This is a genomic window from Hyalangium ruber, assembly GCF_034259325.1.
Lineage (GTDB): Bacteria > Myxococcota > Myxococcia > Myxococcales > Myxococcaceae > Hyalangium_A > Hyalangium_A rubrum.
The window spans coordinates 110087-130344 of record NZ_JAXIVS010000016.1 but is presented as its reverse complement, the minus strand read 5'-3'; the positions used below and the strand labels follow the sequence as shown (position 1 = coordinate 130344).

General features: G+C 66.8%; 18 protein-coding genes. 6 read left to right on the top strand and 12 right to left on the bottom strand.

The genetic code is table 11. The features are described from left to right. Positions 1 to 21: 21 nt before the first annotated feature. From asnS to SYV04_RS35930, 4 genes are all read right to left on the bottom strand, one after another. Positions 22 to 1422, bottom strand: coding sequence for an asparagine--tRNA ligase (gene asnS, locus SYV04_RS35945; protein WP_321550546.1), 1401 nt, complete (start codon positions 1420 to 1422; stop codon positions 22 to 24). Positions 1423 to 1533: 111 nt separating this feature from the next. Beyond that, positions 1534 to 1971 carry a GTP pyrophosphokinase gene (locus SYV04_RS35940; protein WP_321550545.1) on the bottom strand — a complete coding sequence of 146 codons (438 nt, stop codon included), beginning with the start codon at positions 1969 to 1971 and terminating at the stop codon, positions 1534 to 1536. Continuing rightward, a complete protein-coding gene (locus SYV04_RS35935) occupies positions 1968 to 2345 on the bottom strand; it encodes a peptide chain release factor-like protein (RefSeq protein WP_321550544.1) in 378 nt (125 codons plus the stop codon). Before SYV04_RS35935 ends, SYV04_RS35940 begins: the two co-directional genes overlap by 4 nt. Positions 2346 to 2368: 23 nt before the next feature. Continuing rightward, entirely contained in the window at positions 2369 to 2785 is a 417-nt protein-coding gene (locus SYV04_RS35930; protein ID WP_321550543.1) for a group I truncated hemoglobin, read from the bottom strand. Between the two features lie 274 nt (positions 2786 to 3059). On the opposite strand from SYV04_RS35930, the gene SYV04_RS35925 reads away from it, so the two are divergent. The 3 genes from SYV04_RS35925 to SYV04_RS35915 all read left to right on the top strand — a co-directional run bounded on the left by SYV04_RS35925 (position 3060) and on the right by SYV04_RS35915 (position 4759). Then, positions 3060 to 3611 carry a YceI family protein gene (locus SYV04_RS35925; RefSeq protein WP_321550542.1) on the top strand — a complete coding sequence of 184 codons (552 nt, stop codon included), beginning with the start codon at positions 3060 to 3062 and terminating at the stop codon, positions 3609 to 3611. Between the two features lie 167 nt (positions 3612 to 3778). Then, positions 3779 to 4474 (top strand): pirin family protein, encoded by a 696-nt coding sequence (locus SYV04_RS35920; protein ID WP_321550541.1) that lies wholly within the window; start codon positions 3779 to 3781, stop codon positions 4472 to 4474. Between the two features lie 36 nt (positions 4475 to 4510). After that, positions 4511 to 4759, top strand: a complete 249-nt coding sequence (locus SYV04_RS35915) for a hypothetical protein (RefSeq protein WP_321550540.1) — start codon at positions 4511 to 4513, stop codon at positions 4757 to 4759. Between the two features lie 9 nt (positions 4760 to 4768). Here SYV04_RS35915 and SYV04_RS35910 read toward each other — a convergent pair whose 3' ends face one another. Both SYV04_RS35910 and SYV04_RS35905 read right to left on the bottom strand, forming a co-directional pair. Continuing rightward, the gene (locus SYV04_RS35910; protein ID WP_321550539.1) at positions 4769 to 6130 is read right to left on the bottom strand and encodes an alpha/beta hydrolase; all 1362 of its coding nucleotides are present in this window, start codon (positions 6128 to 6130) and stop codon (positions 4769 to 4771) included. A gap of 216 nt (positions 6131 to 6346) precedes the next feature. Continuing rightward, a complete protein-coding gene (locus SYV04_RS35905; protein ID WP_321550538.1) occupies positions 6347 to 7186 on the bottom strand; it encodes a hypothetical protein in 840 nt (279 codons plus the stop codon). Between the two features lie 183 nt (positions 7187 to 7369). On the opposite strand from SYV04_RS35905, the gene SYV04_RS35900 reads away from it, so the two are divergent. Beyond that, positions 7370 to 10714, top strand: coding sequence for a WD40 domain-containing protein (locus SYV04_RS35900; RefSeq protein ID WP_321550537.1), 3345 nt, complete (start codon positions 7370 to 7372; stop codon positions 10712 to 10714). 83 nt (positions 10715 to 10797) lie between these two features. Continuing rightward, the gene (locus tag SYV04_RS35895; protein ID WP_321550536.1) at positions 10798 to 12000 is read left to right on the top strand and encodes a vWA domain-containing protein; all 1203 of its coding nucleotides are present in this window, start codon (positions 10798 to 10800) and stop codon (positions 11998 to 12000) included. Between the two features lie 18 nt (positions 12001 to 12018). On the opposite strand, the gene SYV04_RS35890 is transcribed toward SYV04_RS35895, so the two are convergent. The 3 genes from SYV04_RS35890 to SYV04_RS35880 form a co-directional block, all read right to left on the bottom strand. Next, positions 12019 to 12804 (bottom strand): alpha/beta fold hydrolase, encoded by a 786-nt coding sequence (locus SYV04_RS35890; RefSeq protein ID WP_321550535.1) that lies wholly within the window; start codon positions 12802 to 12804, stop codon positions 12019 to 12021. 66 nt (positions 12805 to 12870) lie between these two features. Then, complete coding sequence (locus SYV04_RS35885; protein ID WP_321550534.1) at positions 12871 to 13653, bottom strand: alpha/beta fold hydrolase; 783 nt, start codon at positions 13651 to 13653, stop codon at positions 12871 to 12873. Between the two features lie 74 nt (positions 13654 to 13727). Beyond that, entirely contained in the window at positions 13728 to 14048 is a 321-nt protein-coding gene (locus tag SYV04_RS35880) for a hypothetical protein (RefSeq protein ID WP_321550533.1), read from the bottom strand. Between the two features lie 260 nt (positions 14049 to 14308). Between SYV04_RS35880 and def the strand changes: the two genes are divergently transcribed. Then, positions 14309 to 14911, top strand: a complete 603-nt coding sequence (gene def, locus SYV04_RS35875; RefSeq protein WP_321550532.1) for a peptide deformylase — start codon at positions 14309 to 14311, stop codon at positions 14909 to 14911. Positions 14912 to 14940: 29 nt separating this feature from the next. Here the strand turns inward: def and SYV04_RS35870 are convergent, their stop codons facing one another. The 3 genes from SYV04_RS35870 to SYV04_RS35860 form a co-directional block, all read right to left on the bottom strand. Next, entirely contained in the window at positions 14941 to 16626 is a 1686-nt protein-coding gene (locus SYV04_RS35870) for a glutamine--tRNA ligase/YqeY domain fusion protein (RefSeq protein WP_321550531.1), read from the bottom strand. Between the two features lie 162 nt (positions 16627 to 16788). Then, positions 16789 to 18426 carry a metallophosphoesterase gene (locus tag SYV04_RS35865; protein ID WP_321550530.1) on the bottom strand — a complete coding sequence of 546 codons (1638 nt, stop codon included), beginning with the start codon at positions 18424 to 18426 and terminating at the stop codon, positions 16789 to 16791. Between the two features lie 56 nt (positions 18427 to 18482). Continuing rightward, positions 18483 to 20243, bottom strand: coding sequence for a GMC family oxidoreductase (locus SYV04_RS35860; RefSeq protein ID WP_321550529.1), 1761 nt, complete (start codon positions 20241 to 20243; stop codon positions 18483 to 18485). Between the last annotated feature and the right edge of the window lie 15 nt (positions 20244 to 20258).

The following is a 20258-nucleotide window of genomic DNA, read 5'->3' as shown; positions in this document are numbered from 1 at the left end:
CTTCTCGGAACCGCGCGTGGATTAGAACTGCGCCGAGCCCGGCACGCGCGGGTAGGGGATGGCATCGCGGATGTTCTGCAGGCCGCAGATGTAGACGATGAGGCGCTCGAACCCGAGGCCGAAGCCGGCGTGCGGCACCGTGCCGTAGCGGCGCAGGTCCCGGTACCACTGATAGTGGTCGGGCTTGAGGCCGAACTGGGCGATGCGCTTGTCGAGCACGTCCAGGCGCTCCTCGCGCTGGCTGCCGCCGATGATTTCACCGATGCCCGGAGCGAGCACGTCCATCGCCGCCACGGTCTTCCCGTCCTCGTTGAGGCGCATGTAGAAGGATTTGATCTTCTCCGGGTAGTTCATCACCACCACGGGCCGGCCGACGTGCTCCTCGGTGAGGTAGCGCTCGTGCTCGGTCTGGAGATCATTCCCCCACTCGGGCGCGTAGTCCCACTTCCGCGTGGCCTTCTTCAGGATGTCGACGGCGGCGGTGTAGTCGATGCGCTCGAAGCTGGAGTTGATGAACTTCTCCAGGCGCTCGGTGACGCCCTTCTGCACGCGCTCCTCGAAGAACTTCAGGTCGGGCCCGCACTCATTGAGCACTGCCTTGAAGATGTACTTGAGGAAGCGCTCGGCCAGGTCCGCGTCGTCGTTGAGGTTGGCGAAGGCGATCTCCGGCTCGATCATCCAGAACTCGGCCAGGTGGCGCGTGGTGTTCGAGTTCTCGGCGCGGAAGGTGGGGCCGAAGGTGTACACCTTGGACATGGCCAGGCAGTACGCCTCGACGTTCAGCTGGCCGGAGACGGTGAGGTAGGCCTCCTTGCCGAAGAAGTCCTTGTGCCAGTCGATCTTCCCCTCGGGCGTGCGGGGCGGGTTGACGGCATCCAGGGTGGACACGCGGAACATCTGCCCGGCGCCCTCGGCGTCACTGGCGGTGATGATGGGCGTGTTGACCCAGAAGAAGCCCTCCTCGTGGAAGAAGCGGTGGATGGCCTGCATGGCCGAGTGGCGCACGCGGGTGATGGCCCCGAAGGTGTTGGTGCGCACGCGCAGGTGGGCCACGTCGCGCAGGAACTCCAGCGTGTGCTGCTTGGGCTGGATGGGGTACGTGTCCGGGTCATCCACCAGCCCGAGCACCTGCACCTCGTCGGCCTGGACCTCGAAGGCCTGGCCCTTGCCCTGGGACTGCACGAGGGTGCCCCGGCACACGACGGAGGCGCCCGCGGTGAGGTGGAGGATCTCCTTCTCGTAGTTGGGCAGCGTGTTGGGGGCGACGACCTGGATGGGGTCGAACACCGAGCCATCGCTGACGTTGACGAAGCTGATGCCGGCCTTCGAGTCACGGCGCGTGCGGACCCAGCCGCGTACCTCCACCTTCGTGCCCGCGGGCACCGAACCCGCGAGGGCCTTCTTCACACTGAGGACCTGCATGGCGCTCTCCCTTGCTCCAAGCTCCAAGTCGGACCAGCGAGTTAGTCGCGCGCGGGCCGAAGGACAAGAGCGGTGTTGCGGCTTGGGTCCGGAAGAGGGGCTGCCCGACGCTCAGGGCGCCTTCAGGCGGGCCCAGGCGGCTCGGTAGCGGGCCAGGCGCTCGGCCTCCTTGGGCCCCACCACCAGCAGCCGCCGCACGTCCATGTTGTCTTCCAGGTCCGCCAGCTTCACCCGCCGGGCCAGCGAATGGGGGCGTATTCGCTCGATGAAGGCCTCGTAGGTCTCCCCCTCCCGCTTGGTGAGGCACTCCAGAGCGCTCAGCACCTCCTCGGGGTAGCCCAGGGCACGCAGGCGCTCCAGCGTGTATGGCGTGTCCTCCACCACGTCATGGAGGATGGCCGCCATCCGCTCGGCCTCCGTCTCCAGGCGCATCATCACCCGCAGGGGGTGGAGGATGTAGGTCTGCCCCACCTTGTCCCGCTGGCCCCGGTGGGCCTCCACGGCGAGGGCGATGGCGTCCTCGAGGGTGGGCGTGGGGGCGGTGCTCACCAGAGGTCCTTCTTGCCCCGGAGGGCCTTCTTGGCGCCCTCGCGCTTCTTGGTGTCCAGGCGGCGCCGCTGCGAGCCCTTGGAGGGCTTGGTGGCCCGGCGCACCTTGGGCACGAAGGTGAGGGCCTTGAGCCCCTCGCGCAGCCGCTCGAGCGCCACGCCCTTGTTCTGGATCTGGCTGCGGCGCTCGGTGGCGGAGACGGACAGCTCGGTGGGCGGGTGGTTGAGGCGCACGCCGCTCTCGGTCTTGTTGCGGTGCTGGCCGCCGGGGCCCGAGGCGATGAAGTACTCCACCTCGCACGCCTTCAGCAGGGCCTCGTCGTCGAGGGCGAGGGCCTCCAGCGCGGCCTGTCGGCGAGTGGGGTTGGTGCTCATGGCGGCCAGCACTCTACCCCGGCTCAGCCCGCCTTGCGCGCCGACGGAGCCTCTTCCATGACGATGTCTCCGCGCGTGGTGCCGACGAGCTCGAACAACTCCTGCTGCTCGCGCTCGGGGACCTTGAACTGGTCCAGCACGGCCTTGAAGTCCTGGGCGAACACGTCCCACTCGGCGGGGGTGATCTTCAGGTGACGGTGCGAGTCGGCCATGGACTTGCCCGTGTAGCGCTGGGGGCCGCCGGTGGCCATGCACACCATCTCGGTGACCAGGTACTTGAAGCCGGCCTTGGGCACGCGGTGGTGGGCCTCGTCCACGAGCGGGTTCGCGTTCAGCTTCGGGTTGACCATGATGCGGTCGATGAACGCGTCCACGACGGCGGCGATGGCATAGACGCCGCCCAGGCGCTCATAGAGCGAGGCAGTCGAAGGGGTGCTCATGGAACAGGGTCTCCGTGGGGGTTGGACCCCCAGAGGTCGTCTCCTGGGGGCAGCTTCGACACGATAGGGCAGAAGGATCGGGCGCCGCCTGCCGCTCCCGGGAGTCCCTCGCCTGGAGAGGGGGCAAGAGTCTCTCATTGGGAGTCGATGATTCTCATTTTGATACGGAGAGGTGACGTGCTCCCAGGTCTGGTCGAGTAATTTCAGGTATTTGGTCGATGGCAAGGGACTTGCTCTAGGAGGGGACATCAACCGCAACCACAGGAGAGACTTCATGGCCCCTCAGACCTGGCAGATCGACACGACCCACTCTTCCATCAACTTCACGGTGCGCCACATGGTGGTGGCCAAGGTTCACGGCCGCTTCGGGCAGTTCTCGGGAGAGCTGAAGCTCAACGGCGAGGACCTCACCACGGGCAGCGTGGAGGTGGAGATGGACGCGGCGAGCATCCACACGGGCGTGGAGGCGCGTGACAACCACCTGCGCTCGGCGGACTTCTTCGACGTGGCGAACTTCCCGAAGCTGAGCTTCCGCAGCCGGCGGGTGGAGAAGGCGGGGCAGGAGCGCTACCGCGTGGTGGGGGACCTGACGATCCACGGCGTGACGCGCGAGGTGACGCTGGACACGGAGTTCCTGGGCAAGGTGAAGGATCCGTTCGGCGCCGAGCGGGTGGCGTTCAGCGCGAGCACGAGCATCGAGCGCAAGGACTTCGGGCTCACGTGGAACAAGGCGGTGGAGACGGGTGGCGTGCTGGTGGGTGAGCGCGTGGACATCTCGCTGGACGTGCAGGCGGTGTTGGCGGCCTCGCAGCAGCAGGCGGCATGAAGCGCGGTGGAGGGAAGGAGAGGTCTGGAAGCCTGCTGAGCCGGCGGCAGGTGTCTGGAGGGCTGCTGACCGGCGCGACGGGCCTCGTGGCGGGGACATTGCTCACGCGGCCCGCATCATCCGCCCCGACTGGGGCATCTGAAGAAAGCTACAGAAAGGAGCACCCCATGATCACCGTTCGACCGTCGCAGGAGAGAGGCCACGCCAACCACGGCTGGCTCGACACGTACCACTCGTTCTCGTTCGCGGACTACTACGACCTGGAGCACATGGGTTTCCGCAGCCTGCGCGTCATCAACGAGGACTACGTGGCGCCGCGCCGCGGGTTCGGCACGCACCCGCACCGGGACATGGAGATCATCACCTACCTGCTGGGCGGGCAGGTGGAGCACAAGGACAGCATGGGCACCAGCTCGGTCATCCGCCCGGGAGAGGTGCAGCGCATGAGCGCGGGCACGGGCGTGCTGCACAGCGAGATGAACCGCTTCGACGAGCAGCTGCACATGCTGCAGATCTGGATCATCCCGGACCGCCAGGGCCTGAAGCCGGGCTACGAGCAGAAGGCCTTTGACGTGAAGGAGCGCGAGGGGCGCTTCCGGGTGGTGGCCTCGCCGGACGGGCGGGACGGCTCGGTGACGGTGCATCAGGACGTGCTGCTGCACAGCACGCTGCTGGGCAAGGGCGAGAAGGCCGAGTACACGCTGAAGCCGGGCCGGCACGCGTGGGTGCAGCTGGCGCGCGGCTCGGGCACGCTCAACGGCATCGCGCTCAAGGCGGGTGACGGGGCGGCGGTGTCCGACGAGGGTGCGCTGGTGCTCACTGCGGACGAGCCCATCGAAGCGCTGCTGTTCGATCTGGCATGATTCGTTCCAGGCAAGTCCTGGAGCGGAGCGTGTGGAATGGATGAGCAGAAGCGGGACGATCGCTGGCAGAACCTCGTCTCCCGGGCGTTCCTCCTCGAGGAACAGCTCCAAGGAGGCGAGGGCTCTGCCCGTCCGAGCGGCCTGAAGGCGGCGGTGGACTACCTGGAGAGCACGCTGGACGTGTTCCCCAGCTCGGTGGACCCGGTGGAGGACTTCGAGGGCTACGCGGTGCGTCGCATGGTGCAGGGCCTGCTGGCCGCGCTGCGTGCGGACGCACCGCGCTGACCCGTGGAGTCAGGGGGCACTCTTGGCCGCGGAATCCGTGGGCAGGGTGAAAGCCGGGTTGCGGATCGCCTCCACGCAACGGGTATCCAGCCCTCGAATCGTGCTCGTCCGGAACAGCTTACGCCCGAGCGATTCGATGCAGTCGTTGCTCGCCGTGTGCGCGCCGGGCGTCACCACATGGATGCTGTTGGGGAGGGAGCGCCTGGCTTCCTCGGCCCAGTGCGGCGGCGTCACGGGGTCGAGATTGCCGGAGATCAGCAGCACCGGGACCTCGGAGGAGAACGGGCGGAAATAGTCCTCGGGCACCTGGGCCTTGGGCCACTCGGCGCAGGCCGCCATCTGCCCGCGAACGCGGTGGGAGCCGATGAAGCTCCCGGCGGTCTCGCGATCGATCTCCTCGGGACGGATGCGGGTGACGTCTTCACTGCAGGTGACGGACAGTAACAATCCGAGTCGCAGGGACGTCTTGACGCCACGGCTGCTCTGAAGAGCGGCTTCGGCGAACGGGGTGAACTCACCGGCTCGGGCACGCTGCAGGAGCAGCGGAACGCGCCGCCCCGCCTCGGCCGAATAGAGCATGACGCGAAGCCCGTCCGTGAACCCCGGCTCGGACAGCAGCAGCTCGGTTGGAGCCTGGGTGACGGGGTGGGGAACGCGGACGCGCGCCGGCTTCTCACGGAGGCTCTGGAGGATGGCCGCCAGGTCTTCCCGAGGGTTCGGATAGGCCGCATGGCAAGGCGCTTCCGCCGCGCACTCCTTTAGCAACTGCTCGAATGCCCGCTGGGCGGCGGCTGCGTGGAAGAGCGGGCTGCGGTTGGAGACAGGAACGAGGCCGGTCAGCAGCGCGCTGCGCACATGCTGCCCGTACATATGTAGGTAGGTGAGCCCGGCGCGGGTTCCATAGGAGCCGCCCTCGAGATGGATCTTGTCGTAACCCAGCGCCTGGCGAAGCGCGTCGAGGTCCTGCATCGCGATCGGCGTCGTGTACTGGGTGAGGTCGGCCTGCTTCTCGAGCTCCTCCCGGCAGGAGCGGAAGAGGGTGCCCTCGAAGAAGATCGGATCGAGGTAAGCCTGCGGATCGTCATCGGAGCCGCCAAGCCGGCAGTCCAGGCGGTGGCCTTCGCCGGTGCCGCGCATATCGACCAGGACGACGTCATGGTTCTCCCGCTCCCAGGACTTGACCATCCACTGAGCGCTCTCGGTCGCGGCCTGGCCAGGGCCTCCCGAGAGGAAGAAGACAGGCTCCCCTGGGCGTTCAGCGCGGGCTGGAATGACGATGACGCGCAGCGGCAGCGTCCGGCCCTGGCCCGTCTGCCGATTCTCGGGGACATGGAAGGTCCCGCAGCGCAGTGCCTCCTCGACTTCGGGCACTCGGCAGGACTGCAACTCCAGCCGGGTGGGCTTCGAGGCGCTGCTCGAAGTCGCACAACCCGTGAGCAGTAATGCGAACGCAACCACCGATGCTCGAACGGTGGACTCAAGAGAAATCCCGGACCTCATTCTGCTGCCCCCGCACATGGAGTTAAGACGTGCATTCATCCTATGTACGAAGAGACCCGTAGGATCATTGCCGTGCGGGGCCGGGGCTCATTTTTCGTCGGAGGCGACGTGCTCCTTGATGAACGGGTTGTCCAGGAGATCGGGAGCGCTCTCCGGGGCGAAAAGGTGTGTCCTCAGCTCCTCAAAAGCTTGCTCGACCTGAAAGGGTACCTTCACGGGTAACTTCGCGCCGGGCTCCTGCTGCAGCGCGGTACGAAGGGCACCCAGGGCTTGGGCTTGATGGTGTCTTCCGAGACTCGCGAGGATGAGCCCCTCGTAGAGCATGACGGCGGTGTGCTGCTCCTCCTGGCGCACGAGCTGATGGGCCTTCTGGAGTCGCTCCCGCGCCAACTCGTACTCCTTCCATGTAAGGCTTTCACGAATTTCACGCAGGGTGCGATCGAGGTCCTGTGGCTCAATGGATGGAACCGTCGCGGCGTCTGTTGAAGCCGGGGCCGTGGAATCCTGGGAACCCATATTCCACACAGGGGGCGTGAGATAGGTCTTCTCCTTCATGACCTGTGCCCGGGTCTTTTCGAAGGCTCGCTCCACTTCGAAAGAGGCCTTGAGCGGCAGCTTGGCCTTGGGGTCCCGCCGCAGCACGACGTCGAAGGCAGTCTCGGCGTGCTCGAACTGCTGTGCTCCCAAGCTTGCCAGGAGCAGGCCTTCATAAAGGACCGTGGCGGCGTCCTGCGCCTCATCCGCCGCGAGCGTGCTGGCTTGTTTCAGCCGCTCCAAGGCCTGGTCGTACTTCGCACCTTCTGTCAGTTCCTGGACGTCCTGAAGGACTCGCTCGAACTCCTCTGCACTGCTCGCCTGCCCCAGCGTCGGGAAAAGGAAGAGGCAGCCCAAGAGAGCGGCGGAGACACGACGTACTGGGTTGCGCATGCCATCCAATGTTATAGGTAGTGCCAAGGTATGTCCATCCCTAGAAAGTGGTATTGGCGCGGTCTGAGGAGCCTCAGCGTGCGAGCTACCGCCAGAGGACTCTGCATGACACGCGGTCGTTACCCTCTCGTTCTTCTGCTTGCCTTCCTCCTCACCCCGCTGCCCGCACTCGCGGAGAAGCGTATGGCCTTGCTGGTGGGGGCCAACAAGGGCTGGGCGCAGGACAGCAAGCTCCAGTATGCCGATAACGACGTGAGTCAGTTCGAGGGCGTGCTCAAGGAACTTGGGGGCATTCCCTCCCAGAACATCGTCACCCTGAAAGAGCCCAGCGTGCAGAAGCTTCGGAGTGAGCTCGAGGCGATGAAGAAGAAATTGGCCGGCGCGGCCAAGGAGAAGTCTTACTTCCTCTTCTACTACTCAGGACATGCCGACGCGAAGCACTTGCATCTCGAGGGCGAGCCGCCGTTTTCCCTGGAGGAGTTGCACGGCCTTCTGCGTGCAATGCCCGCCACCGTGAAGGTGGGTATCCTGGATGCTTGCAACAGCGGCGCGATCCTCAACTTCAAGGGGGCCACATCCACCACTGTTCCCTTCGACGTCAAAGTCGAAGATGACCTCTCCGTGAGCGGAACCGTCATCTTCACCTCCTCCGGGGCGGCGGAGTTGTCTCTGGAAGCAAGCGCGCTTTCAGGTTCCTTGTTTACACACCACTTCGTGAGTGGCCTGCGCGGGGTCGCGGACAAGAATGAAGACAATGGGGTGAGCATCGAGGAGGCATACGATTACGCGTATGGCCGCACCCAGGCGGATACCACTGACATGCCTGCGGGCCTCCAGAAGCCTCGCTGGCGCATCGATGACCTGAAAGGCCAGGGCAATCTCTATCTCACCCAGCTCAATCACCGCGGTGGGCGCTTGAAGTTCCCTCCGAATAAACAGCCCTGCTTCGTGATCGACAAGCAGAAACGCAAGTTGGTCGCGGAGGTCACTGCAGGGGATGGTAAGCCCGCAGTGCTGGCGGTCCCTGAGGGAAGCTACGAGATCATGTGTCGCGAGGACGCCCACTATCGAGTTGCTTTCGTACAGCTGAAGAAAGGAGATCTTCGCGACACCTCTACGCTGTCCTATCGGAACGTTCCGCTCTCCGAAGGAGGGCCTAAAAAGGGAACCCCCAGGCGCCCGGAAGCAGCGGAGATCTCCGAGGCACTCGGCAAGAAGCTGACGGCCGCGGCAGCGCAGCTCCGGAAGCAGCACCCCGAGCAGTTGGAACTCCGCACCCTGCTGGCCGTGGAAGCCTTGCGGAACCATGCCTCCGTGGAGGCGCATCAGGAGCTGCGCCAGGCGCTGGAGCGACTGCCGCGCTCGGGAGTTTGCATGGAGCACCCCTCCCCCGTCCTTTCCGTGGCGTGGCGACCGGATGGGCGGCAACTGGTCACGGGGAGCGTCGACAAGCTGGCTCGGATCTGGGACGCGGAGACAGGCGCCATGGTGACTTCGCTGCCGCATGGCCAACCGGTGACGGAGGTCGCCTGGGGCCAGGATGGCCTCTTGCTGAGCACACAGCAGGGCCAGGAAGAAGCCTTTCTGTGGGAGTTCAATCGCGGGAAGAACCCCCTGTACAAGTTTCGGGAGCCCACCGTGCGCACGATTTCCTTCGAGCCGACGGGAAGGTACCTGGCTTTCGTGGACTACAAGGGCGAGCTCAGTCTCCTGCAGCGCTCCGACGCGGCCATCCTCTTGACGGTGCCGGGCGTAGGACCCCTGGTGAGGTTCAGTGTGGACGGGCGATTCCTGGTGAATCTGGATCCGCTCACTGGCCACGCGCGGGTCTGGGATGTCGCCACCCTGAAGCAAGTCTTCGCGGTGAAGCTCAAGGAGTTCCTGGCTCCGCCCGACGTGCTGGCCATCAGCGAGGATGGAAGCTTCCTGGCTTTTGCGAGCAAAGGAGCCCGGCTTGTGCAGGTTTGGGATGTGGAGGGAGGGCGGCAGCTCTCTCAGTTCAGCCATGAGGCCAACGTGAAGGCCCTGGCCTTCGCTTCGGATGGGACCCTGCTGACGGCGAGCGAGGACAAGACGGTTCGGCGCTGGAAGCCTGTCAATGGGGATGAGCGGATGCGGATGACCCACGAAGAGCGACTCGAGTCCATGGCGCTCTCTCCGGATGGGCAGCAACTCGCCACGACGTGGCAGGGGGGGCATGCCACCAGCGTGCGGAGTCTCCAGACAGGGCAGGAGGTGATGCGGCTGAACCACCGTGAGTCCGTGAACGCGGTGGCATGGAGCCCGGATGGAAACCAGCTTGCCACGGCGAGCGGTGACGGGGCGGTGTGCATCTGGGGTGCGGCGGGTGATGCCGTGGCACGTGGGCAGGCGTGGGGCCGGCATTCGGACATGGCCTTCAGCCGAGACAGTCACACGCTGGTCACCATGACCGAGGATGAACAGGTCCGGGCCTGGGAGACGACCACCCTGCGTGAGCGGGCCCAGCTGCCGCCCATGTCGGGAGCCAGTGCCAAGGCCCTCGGTCGGCACGGCAAGTTGCTGGCGCTCGCGCAGGACGCGTCAGTGCATGTGTGGGATGTGGCATCCGAGAAGCAGCTCGCGAACTTGAAGCAGGACGGCCCCACCCGTGTCCTCGCTTTCAGCCCGGATGAGACGCTGCTGGCGGGCGCGAGCCGAGACGGCACGGTGCGTGTGTGGGAGGCGGCCACGGGGCGTGAGCAGGTGCGGGTGGTGCATGCCGGCACGGTGTGGTCCGTGGCCATCAGTCCGGATGGCAAGCGTCTGGCCACGGGAGGAAGTGACCTGAAGGTGCGCCTCTGGGACCTGCCGTCGGGCAAGGAGCTCTCCATCCTGGATCACAAGCTCCTGGCCTGCGTGGAGACACCCGAGGCAGGCACTTTCGGATGCGGAAGAGCACGCCTGGTCGGGGTGGAGTCGGTCCCAGAGCTCCTGGTCTTCAGCGGGGATGGGCGCTACCTGGCCACCGCCACCCAGGATGCCGTGGTCCGCGTCTGGAACATAGAATTGGGACGTGAACGCCTGCTGCGGCACCATCAGGACCTCATCAGGACCCTGGCGTTCAGCGCGGATGGAGGGGACCTGGCCATCGCCACGGGGGTGCCGGAAGCCAGGGTCTGGGGCGTGGAGACAGGCCAGGAGAAGGTCCACCTGATGGCGGAGAGTGGGATTACCTCGCTCCAGTACAGCGAGGAGGGGCATCACCTGATCGCGGCGACTCGGGAGAAGGGGTGGCGCCTCTGGGAGGCGAACTCGGGTCGGGAAGTGGCACGCGGACAAGAAGAGACACCGCTCGAGGGTGTCCTCCTCAGCCCGGATGGCCGGTTCGTGGTGACAGGGTACGAGGACGACTCCGGCAGGCTGGTCTACTCCGTCATGGCCTGGCGTCCGGAGGACCTCGCTCATCAGGCCTGTGCCCGCCTTCGTCGCAACATGACCCCCCAGGAATGGAATCAGTTCCTCAGCGGGATGGAGTCGCAGCAGAAGACCTGCGCTGCACTGCCCTGAGCGCTTAGACCTTCTGGTGGGCTCGCCCGTTACAGGAGGACACGCGCGCCATTTACCGCTGCTTTCCGTTCCTGGAGCCTTCCATGTCCCCGAAATTCCTCGTTCGGTCCGTTCTGGCTGCCGCGCTCGCCGCTGCTGCGATCGCTGTTCCCCTGGCCGTCAGCCGTACGCCCACCGCCCCCGCACCAAAGCAGGCTCAGGCCCAGACCCAGGAAAAGGCTTCGCCGCCGCAAGCCGCCCGGCCCGAGATCGAAGTGGTGTTCGTGCTGGACACCACCGGCTCGATGAGCGGCCTCATCGAAGGGGCCAAGCAGAAGATCTTCTCCATCGCCTCTCGGATCGCCACGGGCAAGCCGACGCCGCGCCTGAAGGTGGGACTGGTGGCCTACCGGGACGAGGGCGACGACTACGTGACGAAGCGCTTCGACCTGAGCGAGGACCTGGACACGGTGTTCACGAACCTGCGCCAGTTCAGCGCGGACGGGGGCGGGGACACGCCGGAGCACGTGGGGCGTGGGCTGGGCGAGGCCGTGTCGAAGATGTCGTGGAGCTCCAGCCGGGAGACGATGAAGGTCATCTTCCTGGTGGGCGATGCGCCGCCCGCCATCCGCGAGCAGGAGTGGGACTTCAAGCACTGGTCGAAGCAGGCCAAGGAGAAGCACATCGTGGTGAACACGGTGCGCTGTGGCGAGGATGAGGAGACGGCCACGGCGTGGCAGTTCGTGGCGAAGCTGACGGACGGAACCTTCGACACCATCGACCAGGCGGGCGGGATGCTGGCCGTGGCGACGCCCTACGACGCGGAGCTGGCGCGGGTGAACGCGGAGATCGCCAGCAAGACGCTCTACACGGGCTCGGCGGCTGTGCAGGCGGAGAACCGCGGGCGGGCGGAGCAGATGGGCGCGATGGCCCCCGAGGTCGCGGCCGAGCGCATCAGCTACATGAAGAAGGCCAAGGGCAAGGTGCCGGGGAGCGCCATGCCGGCCAGCAGCGCGCCCATGGCGGTGGGCGGAGCGATGGACCTGGCGGCGCAGCCGGAGGGCCTGGCAAAGGTGCAGGAGGCTGAACTGCCGGCGGAGCTGAAAGGGCTGAGCAAGGAGGCCCAGGTGGCCAAGGTGACGCAGCTCGCCGAGGAGCGCCGGGTGCTGGAGGCGCAGGCCTCGAAGCTGGCCGCGGAGCGTGACTCGTGGCGGGTGAAGAACGTGGCGGAGAAGTCCGACAGCTTCGATGACAACGTGATGAAGAGCGTGCGGACGCAGGCAGCCAGCTTCGGCGTGGCCTACTGAGCGCCGCCTCCCTGCCCCTCACGCGAAGCTGCGGAGGAACTCGATGAGGGGCGGGTGGATGAGCTCGGGGTGGGTGAGGTTGGCGGCGTGGCTGGCACCGGGCACCGGCACGAAGCCGACGCTGCCCGGTAGGGAGTAGTGAAGCTCCTCGCCGTCCGAAGCGGGAATGCCGGTGTCCTCCGTCCCGTGGAAGACGATGGCCGGGCAGGCGATCTCCCGGAGCCGATGGCTGATGTCGTCGCGCTCGACGAGGCTGCGCGTGGCGGCAAGGTAGTTGGAGGCAGGGAGCAGCCGCCAGCGGTCGAGCCAGGGCGCGTAGTAGCGCGGATCCCCGAGGAAGGGGTCCGCGAGGATATGGACGACCGGCTCGATCGGACCGTAGGCGGACCAGATTCGCGCCAGATCCATATAGATGTCCTTCGCGTCGTCATCGTCGCTGGTGCCACGGGTGCTCATGAGCACCAGGGCCTTCACGCGATCGGGGAAGCGCAAGGCGGCGCGCAGGGCGCAGTAGCCTCCCAGGGACATGCCCCCCACCACGGCCTCATCGATGCCCAGGTGGTCCAGCAGGGCGATGCAGTCGGAGGCCGAGTCCCAGAGCGTGAAGGGCTTGCCGTCCCACCGCGTGCGGCCGAGAGCCCGAGCGTCCCAGCGGATGACGCGGAACTCGGGAGCCAGTGCCTCCACCTGGAGGTCGAACATGCGCCCGTCCATGAGGAAGTCATGGCCCAGGATGATGGGGCGGCCGGAGCCACCCGAGCCCTCGAAATAGATCCCCTGTCCATTGAGCTCGGCGATGGGCATGTCGTGTCGAAAACACAATGCCCAGGCCCGCTCCGGGAGCGGATACCACCAAAGACGTACGTCGCTTCACGCGTAGGCGCGGAGGAACTCGAGCAGCGGCGGGTTGACGACTTCCGGGTGGGTGAGGTTCGCGGCGTGCGTGGCGCCGGGCACCGGGACGAAGCGGACACTGCCCGGCAGGGTCTTGTGAAGGAACTCCCCATCCGAGGGGGGAATGCCGGAGTCCTCCAGCCCGTGGAAGATGATGGCCGGGCAGCGGATCTCCTTCAGTCGGCTGGTGATGTCGTCGCGGTCCACGAGATTGCGCACGGCGGCCATGTAGTTGGCGGCGGGGAGCTGCCGCCAGCGGTCGAGCCACGGCGTGAAGTAGCGCGGATCTCCGAGGACGGGCCCCGAGAGGGCCTGGACGATCGGGTCGGGGCCGACGGTGGACCAGACCTGCGCGGACTGCAGGTAGCCGGCCTTCGTCTGCTCATCGTCGTTGGTGCCGCGGGTGCTCATGAGCACCAGGGCCTTGAGGCGATCGGGATAGCGCAGGGCGATGCGTAGGGCGCAATAGCCTCCCTGGGACATGCCTCCCACGACGGCTTGATCGATGCCCAGGTGGTCCAGCAGGGCGATGCAGTCCGTGGCCGAGTCCCAGAGGGTGAAGGGCTTTCCATCCCAGCGGGTGCGGCCGAAGGCTCGCGCATCCCAGCGGATGACGCGGAACTCGGGGGCCAGCGCCGCCACCTGGGCATCGAACATGCGGCCGTCCATGAGGAAGCCGTGACCCAGGATGATGGGGCGGCCGGAGCCACCCGAGTCCTCGAAAAAGATCCCCTGTCCATTGAGCTCGGCGATAGGCATGCCGAGCCTTCTAGTACAGAACCCGCGAGCCGCGCGCGAAGCCTGGAGCCTCGCGCGCCGCCGTACGGGAGGTGTCAGCTCCGGCTGCGGCTTGGGCTCTTGCGGCTCGAGCTGCTCTTGCCGCGCGCACGGGTGGTTCCCCGGGCGCTGGTCTTGCCCCGCGCGCTGCTGATGCCGCGCGAGCTGGTGGTCCCCGTCTTCCTGCGGGAGGTCTTGCCCGCGGTGGCACGGCGCGGCGCCTTCTTGGTCTCTCCGGCCTTGCGCCGCTGCTTGTTGACGGTGCGCGAGGCGAGCTCCTCGGCGCGCCCTTCGCTCGCGCCTCGCGCGAGGGTGGACTCCTTGATGTGCTCGTACTGGCGCTGGCGCTTGGGACTCTTCACTCCACGAGGCGGCATGCGTGCTCCTGTCACAGAGGGACCATTCCCGCGGCGCAAGGTGCGCTCCTGTGGATCGCTTGTCAGCCTGCTGCCCACTCAATGCGCCGGAGCGTGATCACCCTCGGACACCGAGGCCGTCCCGCAGCGGACAACCCGCGCCGAGAACGTCCGCCATTGCACGGGCGCCGAAGGTCGATTAGGGCGCAAGGCCTTGCGCGGCCATTCCTCGGAGATCGAACGGAGCGGTTGTTACGTCCTGGTCGCGCGAAAGGGGCGCCATGGTGCTGAAGATCGTCCAGACGGGAGAGCCGGTGTTGCGGCAGCGGGCGCGGGAGCTGACGCCCGAGGAGATCGCCAGTCCGCACGTGCAGGGGCTCATCGCGCTCATGCGAGACACGATGCGTGACGCCCCCGGCGTCGGGCTCGCGGCCCCTCAGGTGGGCGTGGGCATTCGTCTGGTGGTGGTGGAGGACCGAGCCGAGTACCAGGCTGGCTTTCCCCCGGAAGAGCTGGCGCGTCGAGGACGCAAGCCCGTGGACTTCCACGTCCTCATCAACCCGGAGCTGGTCATCGAGGACCCGACGCTGGTGGAGTTCCACGAGGGCTGCCTGAGCGTCAATGGTTTCGCGGCCCTGGTTCCCCGGGCGCGCGGGGTGCGCGTGGAGGCGCTCGACGAGAACGGGGCGCCTGTCTCCATCTCGGCGCAGGGCTGGTATGCCCGGATTCTCCAGCACGAGGTGGACCACCTGGATGGGGCGCTCTACCTCGATCGGATGGAGACGCGCAGCTTCACCACCTCCGAGAACCACCGGCGGCACTGGGCGGCGCGCACGGTGGAGCAGGTGCGCGAGGCGCTCGGGCTCCCGGAGCGCCAGGACTGAGCTGGCGCTCCGGCCCGCTGCCTCGGGGACTACTTGGGCTTCACCTGCTCCTTGGCCCACGAGTCCTTCAGCGTCACCGTGCGGTTGAAGACGGGCTTGCCCGGCTGGGAGTCCTTCGGGTCGACGTAGAAGTAGCCCAGCCGCTCGAACTGGAAGCGGGACTCGGCGGCCGCGTCCGCCAGCATCGGCTCGACGCGCGCGTCCCGGATGACCTCCAGGGAGTTCGGGTTCAAGAACTGCTTGAAGTCCTTGTCCTTGTCCTTGTCCGGCTGCTCTGCCGAGAACAACCGGTCATAGAGCCGCACCTCGGCGGTGGGCGCGCTGGCCGGCACCCAGTGCAGCGTGCCCTTCACCTTGCGCCCATCCGGCGAGTCGCCGCCGCGCGTGGCCGGGTCATACGTGCAGCGCAACTCCACCACGTTGCCCTTGTCGTCCTTGATGACGCTCTCGCACTTGATGAAGTAGGCCGAGCGCAGGCGGACCTCCTTGCCCGGCGACAGGCGGAAGAAGCCCTTGGGCGGGGTCTCCATGAAGTCGTCCGCCTCGATGTACAGCTCGCGCGAGAACGGCACCTGGCGCGTGCCCAGCTCCGCCTTCTGCGGGTGGTTGGCCACGTCGAGCTGCTCGGTCTTGCCCTCGGGGTAGTTCTCGATGACCACCTTGAGCGGCTTGAGCACCGCCATGGCGCGCGGGGCATGCTCGTTGAGGTCCTCGCGGATGCACAGCTCGAGCACGCTCATGTCGATCCAGCTGTCCGTCTTGCTCACGCCGATACGCGTGGCGAAGTCCCGCAGGGCCACCGGCGTGCAGCCGCGCCGACGCAGGCCGCTGATGGTGAGCATGCGCGGGTCATCCCACCCGGACACCAGCTTCTCGGTCACCAGCTGCAGCAGCTTGCGCTTGCTCATCACCGTGTAGGTGAGCTTCAGCCGCGCGAACTCGTACTGATACGGCCGGCCCCCCTTGATGAGGTTGTCGACGATCCAATCGTAGAGCACCCGGCGGTTCTCGAACTCCAGCGTGCAGATCGAGTGGGTGATGCCCTCGATGGAGTCCGAGAGGCAGTGCGCGAAGTCATAGAGCGGGTAGATGCACCACTTGTCGCCCGTGTTGTGGTGGTGCGCATGGCGGATCCGGTAGATGGGCGGATCCCTCAGCACCGGGTTGGGCGACGTCATGTCGATCTTCGCCCGCAGGGTGTGCGCGCCATCGGGGAACTCGCCCGCCTTCATGCGGCTGAAGAGGTCCAGGTTCTCCTCGACGGAGCGGTTGCGGTAGGGGCTGTCGCGGCCCGGCGTGTTGAAGTCGCCGCGGTACTGGCTGATCTCGTCCGCGGTGAGGCTGCACACGTAGGCCTTGCCCTGCTTGATGAGCTCCACGGCGAAGTCGTAGAGCTTGTCGAAGTAGTCCGAGGCGAAGTACTTGCCGGCCCAGTCGAAGCCGAGCCACTTCACGTCCCGCTCGATGGACTGGACGTAGTCGGTGTCCTCGGTGAGCGGGTTGGTGTCATCCAGGCGCAGATTGCACTTGCCGCCGTACTGCTGGGCCAGCCCGAAGTTCAGGCAGATCGACTTGGCGTGGCCGATATGCAGGTAGCCATTCGGCTCTGGCGGAAAGCGGGTGTGTACACGGCCGCCGTGCTTGCCGGTCTTCTTGTCCTCCTCGATGATCTCCTGGAGGAAGTTCTGACCCTGGGTTTCACTGGTCGTCGTCATGGGGGCGCATCCTCTTGGAGCTTCCCAGCGTCGGCAAGAGGCTGTGTGCCCGGCATGCAAGAGAGCGCCGAGGCGTGGGAAACCCGATTAGGAGAAACCCACGCCCGCTGGCCTTCGTTCCCGACAGGATTCCACTGTGGGTGAACAAAGGCGGGACAGTCTTCAGACGATGATGGGAGGCTCGATGAGCGCGGGAGGCGTGGCGCGCTTGTCCGCCGGGTCCGGCACCCACTCCGGCTCGCGGACCGTGCTGCCGGGCTTCCAGGACCGAGGCACTCGCCGGATGCCGATGGGGAAGAGCCACAGGCGCCCGTTCTTGTCGATCCGCATCCGAACGAAGTTCTTCCAGTCCGGGATGGACAGGGAGCCGAAGGCCTCGTTGGCGTGGGCGCTGAAGACGTTGAGGGAGATGAGCAGGTACAGGCCCATGAGGGTCGGTCCCACCACCAGCCCTCCGAGGAAGATGAGCGCGGCGCTGACCAGATCCCGCTGCAGGCTTCGGAAGGGCAGGTCGAGGACCGGGCCCACGAGGTAGGACACGCCCCAGGCGATCAGGAACACCGCTAGCAGGTGGACGAGGCCGTGGAGCACTCCCACCACCGGGCGCAAGCGGCCAAACCGCGCATCCGCGAAGCCGATCAGCCCGAGGATGATCAGCAGCGCGATGATGACGACGCCCGGTGAGCCCAGCGCCGTGCTCACCACCAGCGAGAGCGCCTTGGGCGCGGTGGAGGCGCCGATGTTCGTCGAGAGCGCCCAGGCCAGCAGCATGTAGAGCAGCCCGGTGAGCATCCCGAAGCGAGGGTTGTGCTTCAGGAACGCGAGGTTGTGCCAGCACAGCCGCCGGGACTCCGTGGCGCTCGGGAAGCACTTGCGCGCGGTGAAGCCCTCGGGAAGTGGCCGCTGCTTTCGGGGCGCATGCGTCGGGTGCAGGAAGGCGCCGCCTCCTCCCGCGATGATCTTCTGTTGCCCCGCGTCGTTGGCGTGGCGCCGGTAGTGGTGGAGATCTCCCGCCAGGAAGACGCTGACCTTCTTGCCGAGCACCTGGTGCTGGAGGAAGTCGAGGTTGTTCTCCTGGTGTAACCGGATCGCGGGCGTACGGACCTGGGCGCGCAGCCAGGCGGGCTCCGCGAGGCAGAGGATGACGCGGTCATCCTTGTTCATCAGCTTGGCGACCTCCTGGAAGTATTGGACCTGGGGGTCGTCGAGATCCGACTCGAGCTGCATGTCCGTGCCGATCAGCCACCACCCATGGGGCAGCTTCACCGCGAAGTAGCTGCGTCGCTGGTGCGTGGTCCAGCCCCCCAGCGCGCGCTCCTGGCAGAACAGGCGGATGAAGGAGACCAGTCCGTCGTACCAGTCGTGGTTGCCGGGGATGGCGAAGAGGTGAGGCCGGGGGCGTTGCCCGCGCATCGCCGAAGCCCAAGGCTGAATGGTCCGCTCCTCGTATTCCTTTACGCTCGCATCCGGGTAAACGGCGTCTCCGCCGAACACGAGCAGCTCGCCACCGTGCGTGTCGTAGGTCTTGCCTGTCTCGTCCTGTACCGTCAGCGAGGGCCTGGCCACCGTGTGAGCCACCGCGTACGTGGAGTCCCAGCCATCGCCCAGGTCCGACACGTAGTCGAGCCAGAGTTCCTGCCGGGGGTTGCCCGCCGCATCGACCGAGAAGTCGCTGGGCTCCACCTTGGGCGCCGCCAGCGCGTCCAGCAGTCGGCGATCCGCCTGCTTGCCGATGGTGGCGGAGATGACGGAGCGCACCCCCGTTCGCGCCAGGATGAGCGGGTCGAACCAGCGCACCATCCTCCGTCCCGGTGGACGCTGCGGCGGAGTCGCAGGGGAGGGCGCGGGACTGGTGATTACGTGTGTGCTCGAGGCCATGGCGGCGCCTCCTGGGTGCTGGGCTGTGGAGCGCCGGGCCGGCGGGAGCGCTCGATGATGTGCTCGGCGAAGCGGTCGGCCAGCGCGGCGATGGTGAGGCTCGGATTGGGGCCCGTGGGCCCCGGCATCACCGCACCGTCCGCCACGTAGAGGCCCGGGTGGTTGAAGACCTCGCCGTTGGCGTCCACCACGCCCTCGGAGGCGGTACGGCCCATGGGGCAGCCCCCGAGCGGGTGTACGGTGATGACGCGGCTGAGCGCGCTGAGCGGGTTATGCACCATCTTCCCCCCGAGCGCGTCGGCGATCTCCTCCATGGTCTCGCGGACGCGCCGGAAGTAGCTGGAGGAGCGCTTCATGCGCCAGTCCACGTCCAGCATCCCATCCCGGGTCAGCCGCATCCGCCCGTCCGGGATGTCGCGGCCCATGGCGAGCAGCGGCAGCGAGCTGGACGAGCCCACGCAGTCGCCCATCATCTCGGCGATCTCCGCGCTGACGTCGCTGTCACGCGACAGGCGCAACCACCCCTTCAAGAGCCGCTGGCCGAGCCGCAGGGCGCGGCGCGCCACGGCGAACTGGTTGCTGCCCTCGTAGAGCCAGTTGAAGAACTCCGGGTAGCCGGCATCCTCGACGTAATAGCCGCGACCCGAGCCGCCCTCGGTCGCGTCCCGGACGTGGAGGGCGCTGGTGATGACGGGCCCATGGCCTCCATCCAGGACGCGCGGCTCGCGTGGAGTCTTGCTGCCGTCCGTGCATTTGTAGAGGAAGCCCAGCAGGTCTCCGTTGCCACAGAAGCGCGTGCCCAACTGCTCGCTGAGGCCCGGGAACGCATCCCGGTTCTTCAGCAGCAGGTAGCTCGTTCCGAAGGTCCCCGCCGCGAGCACGAGCCGGTCCGCGGAGAGCACCGTGCGCGGCAGCATCGCGGAGGGCACCTCGGGCCGCTCGCCCTCGCGCGCCTCCGAGTGGTCCACGTACTCCACGACGTACTCGCCATCCTCGGGCCAGAAGGCCTTCACCTCGGCCCGGGTGCGAATCTCCGCGCCCAGGCGCTTCGCGGCCGACAGGTATGTGTAGTCGAGCGTGTTCTTGCTTCCGAAGTTGCAGCCGATGTCGCACTCCCCACACAGCCGGCAGGTGCTGCGCGCCCGCCCATGCAGGTTCGGGTGGGCCTCCGGGATGGGGTCCCCCGGCACGGGAGTCTGGCCCGGGTTGCCGAAGGTCACCGCCAGCGGGGGCAATTGCCAGTCGTCCGGGTGCCCCATGCGCTCGGCGGCCAGCTTCATCGCGATCGTCTTCGCGGTGTCGCGGTAGGGCGCGTGCTCGAAGGGGTAGCGCTGCGCCCCCATCATCTTCTCGACGGAGTCGTAGTGGGGCTCCAGGTCCGCGCGGGTGACGGGCCAGTACTCATAGCCGCCGTCGTGAAGGTTCTCCCGGACGAAGGTCTTCTCCTCCTTGCGCAGCAGCACGTTGGCGTAGATGAGCGAGCCGCCGCCCAGCCCGCTCGCCACCACGCCGCCCAGCCCTCGGAAGGACCACAGGTTGAAGAGCCCGTGCAGGCCCTCGCTGGGGTCCCAGAAGTTGCGACGCATGCCGTAGGGGCTGCGCGGGAAGGAGCCGGGCGGCCAGGCCTTGCCGCGTTCCAGGACGCAGACACGCAGGCCCGCCTCGGCCAGGCGGTAGGCCATGACCGAGCCTCCGAAGCCCGAGCCGACGATGATGACATCGAAGTGTTCGCGTCGCATGGACAGGCTCCGGGG

What these genes read in the sequence shown, in the direction of transcription:
- asnS (WP_321550546.1), bottom strand. Translation starts at nt 1,422, where the DNA reads ATGCAGGTCCTCAGTGTGAAGAAGGCCCTCGCGGGTTCGGTGCCCGCG.
- SYV04_RS35935 (WP_321550544.1), bottom strand. Translation starts at nt 2,345, where the DNA reads ATGAGCACCAACCCCACTCGCCGACAGGCCGCGCTGGAGGCCCTCGCC.
- SYV04_RS35930 (WP_321550543.1), bottom strand. Translation starts at nt 2,785, where the DNA reads ATGAGCACCCCTTCGACTGCCTCGCTCTATGAGCGCCTGGGCGGCGTC.
- SYV04_RS35925 (WP_321550542.1), top strand. Translation starts at nt 3,060, where the DNA reads ATGGCCCCTCAGACCTGGCAGATCGACACGACCCACTCTTCCATCAAC.
- SYV04_RS35920 (WP_321550541.1), top strand. Translation starts at nt 3,779, where the DNA reads ATGATCACCGTTCGACCGTCGCAGGAGAGAGGCCACGCCAACCACGGC.
- SYV04_RS35915 (WP_321550540.1), top strand. Translation starts at nt 4,511, where the DNA reads ATGGATGAGCAGAAGCGGGACGATCGCTGGCAGAACCTCGTCTCCCGG.
- SYV04_RS35905 (WP_321550538.1), bottom strand. Translation starts at nt 7,186, where the DNA reads ATGCGCAACCCAGTACGTCGTGTCTCCGCCGCTCTCTTGGGCTGCCTC.
- SYV04_RS35900 (WP_321550537.1), top strand. Translation starts at nt 7,370, where the DNA reads ATGGCCTTGCTGGTGGGGGCCAACAAGGGCTGGGCGCAGGACAGCAAG.
- SYV04_RS35895 (WP_321550536.1), top strand. Translation starts at nt 10,798, where the DNA reads ATGTCCCCGAAATTCCTCGTTCGGTCCGTTCTGGCTGCCGCGCTCGCC.
- SYV04_RS35890 (WP_321550535.1), bottom strand. Translation starts at nt 12,804, where the DNA reads ATGCCCATCGCCGAGCTCAATGGACAGGGGATCTATTTCGAGGGCTCG.
- SYV04_RS35885 (WP_321550534.1), bottom strand. Translation starts at nt 13,653, where the DNA reads ATGCCTATCGCCGAGCTCAATGGACAGGGGATCTTTTTCGAGGACTCG.
- SYV04_RS35880 (WP_321550533.1), bottom strand. Translation starts at nt 14,048, where the DNA reads ATGCCGCCTCGTGGAGTGAAGAGTCCCAAGCGCCAGCGCCAGTACGAG.
- def (WP_321550532.1), top strand. Translation starts at nt 14,309, where the DNA reads ATGGTGCTGAAGATCGTCCAGACGGGAGAGCCGGTGTTGCGGCAGCGG.
- SYV04_RS35870 (WP_321550531.1), bottom strand. Translation starts at nt 16,626, where the DNA reads ATGACGACGACCAGTGAAACCCAGGGTCAGAACTTCCTCCAGGAGATC.
- SYV04_RS35865 (WP_321550530.1), bottom strand. Translation starts at nt 18,426, where the DNA reads ATGGTGCGCTGGTTCGACCCGCTCATCCTGGCGCGAACGGGGGTGCGC.
- SYV04_RS35860 (WP_321550529.1), bottom strand. Translation starts at nt 20,243, where the DNA reads ATGCGACGCGAACACTTCGATGTCATCATCGTCGGCTCGGGCTTCGGA.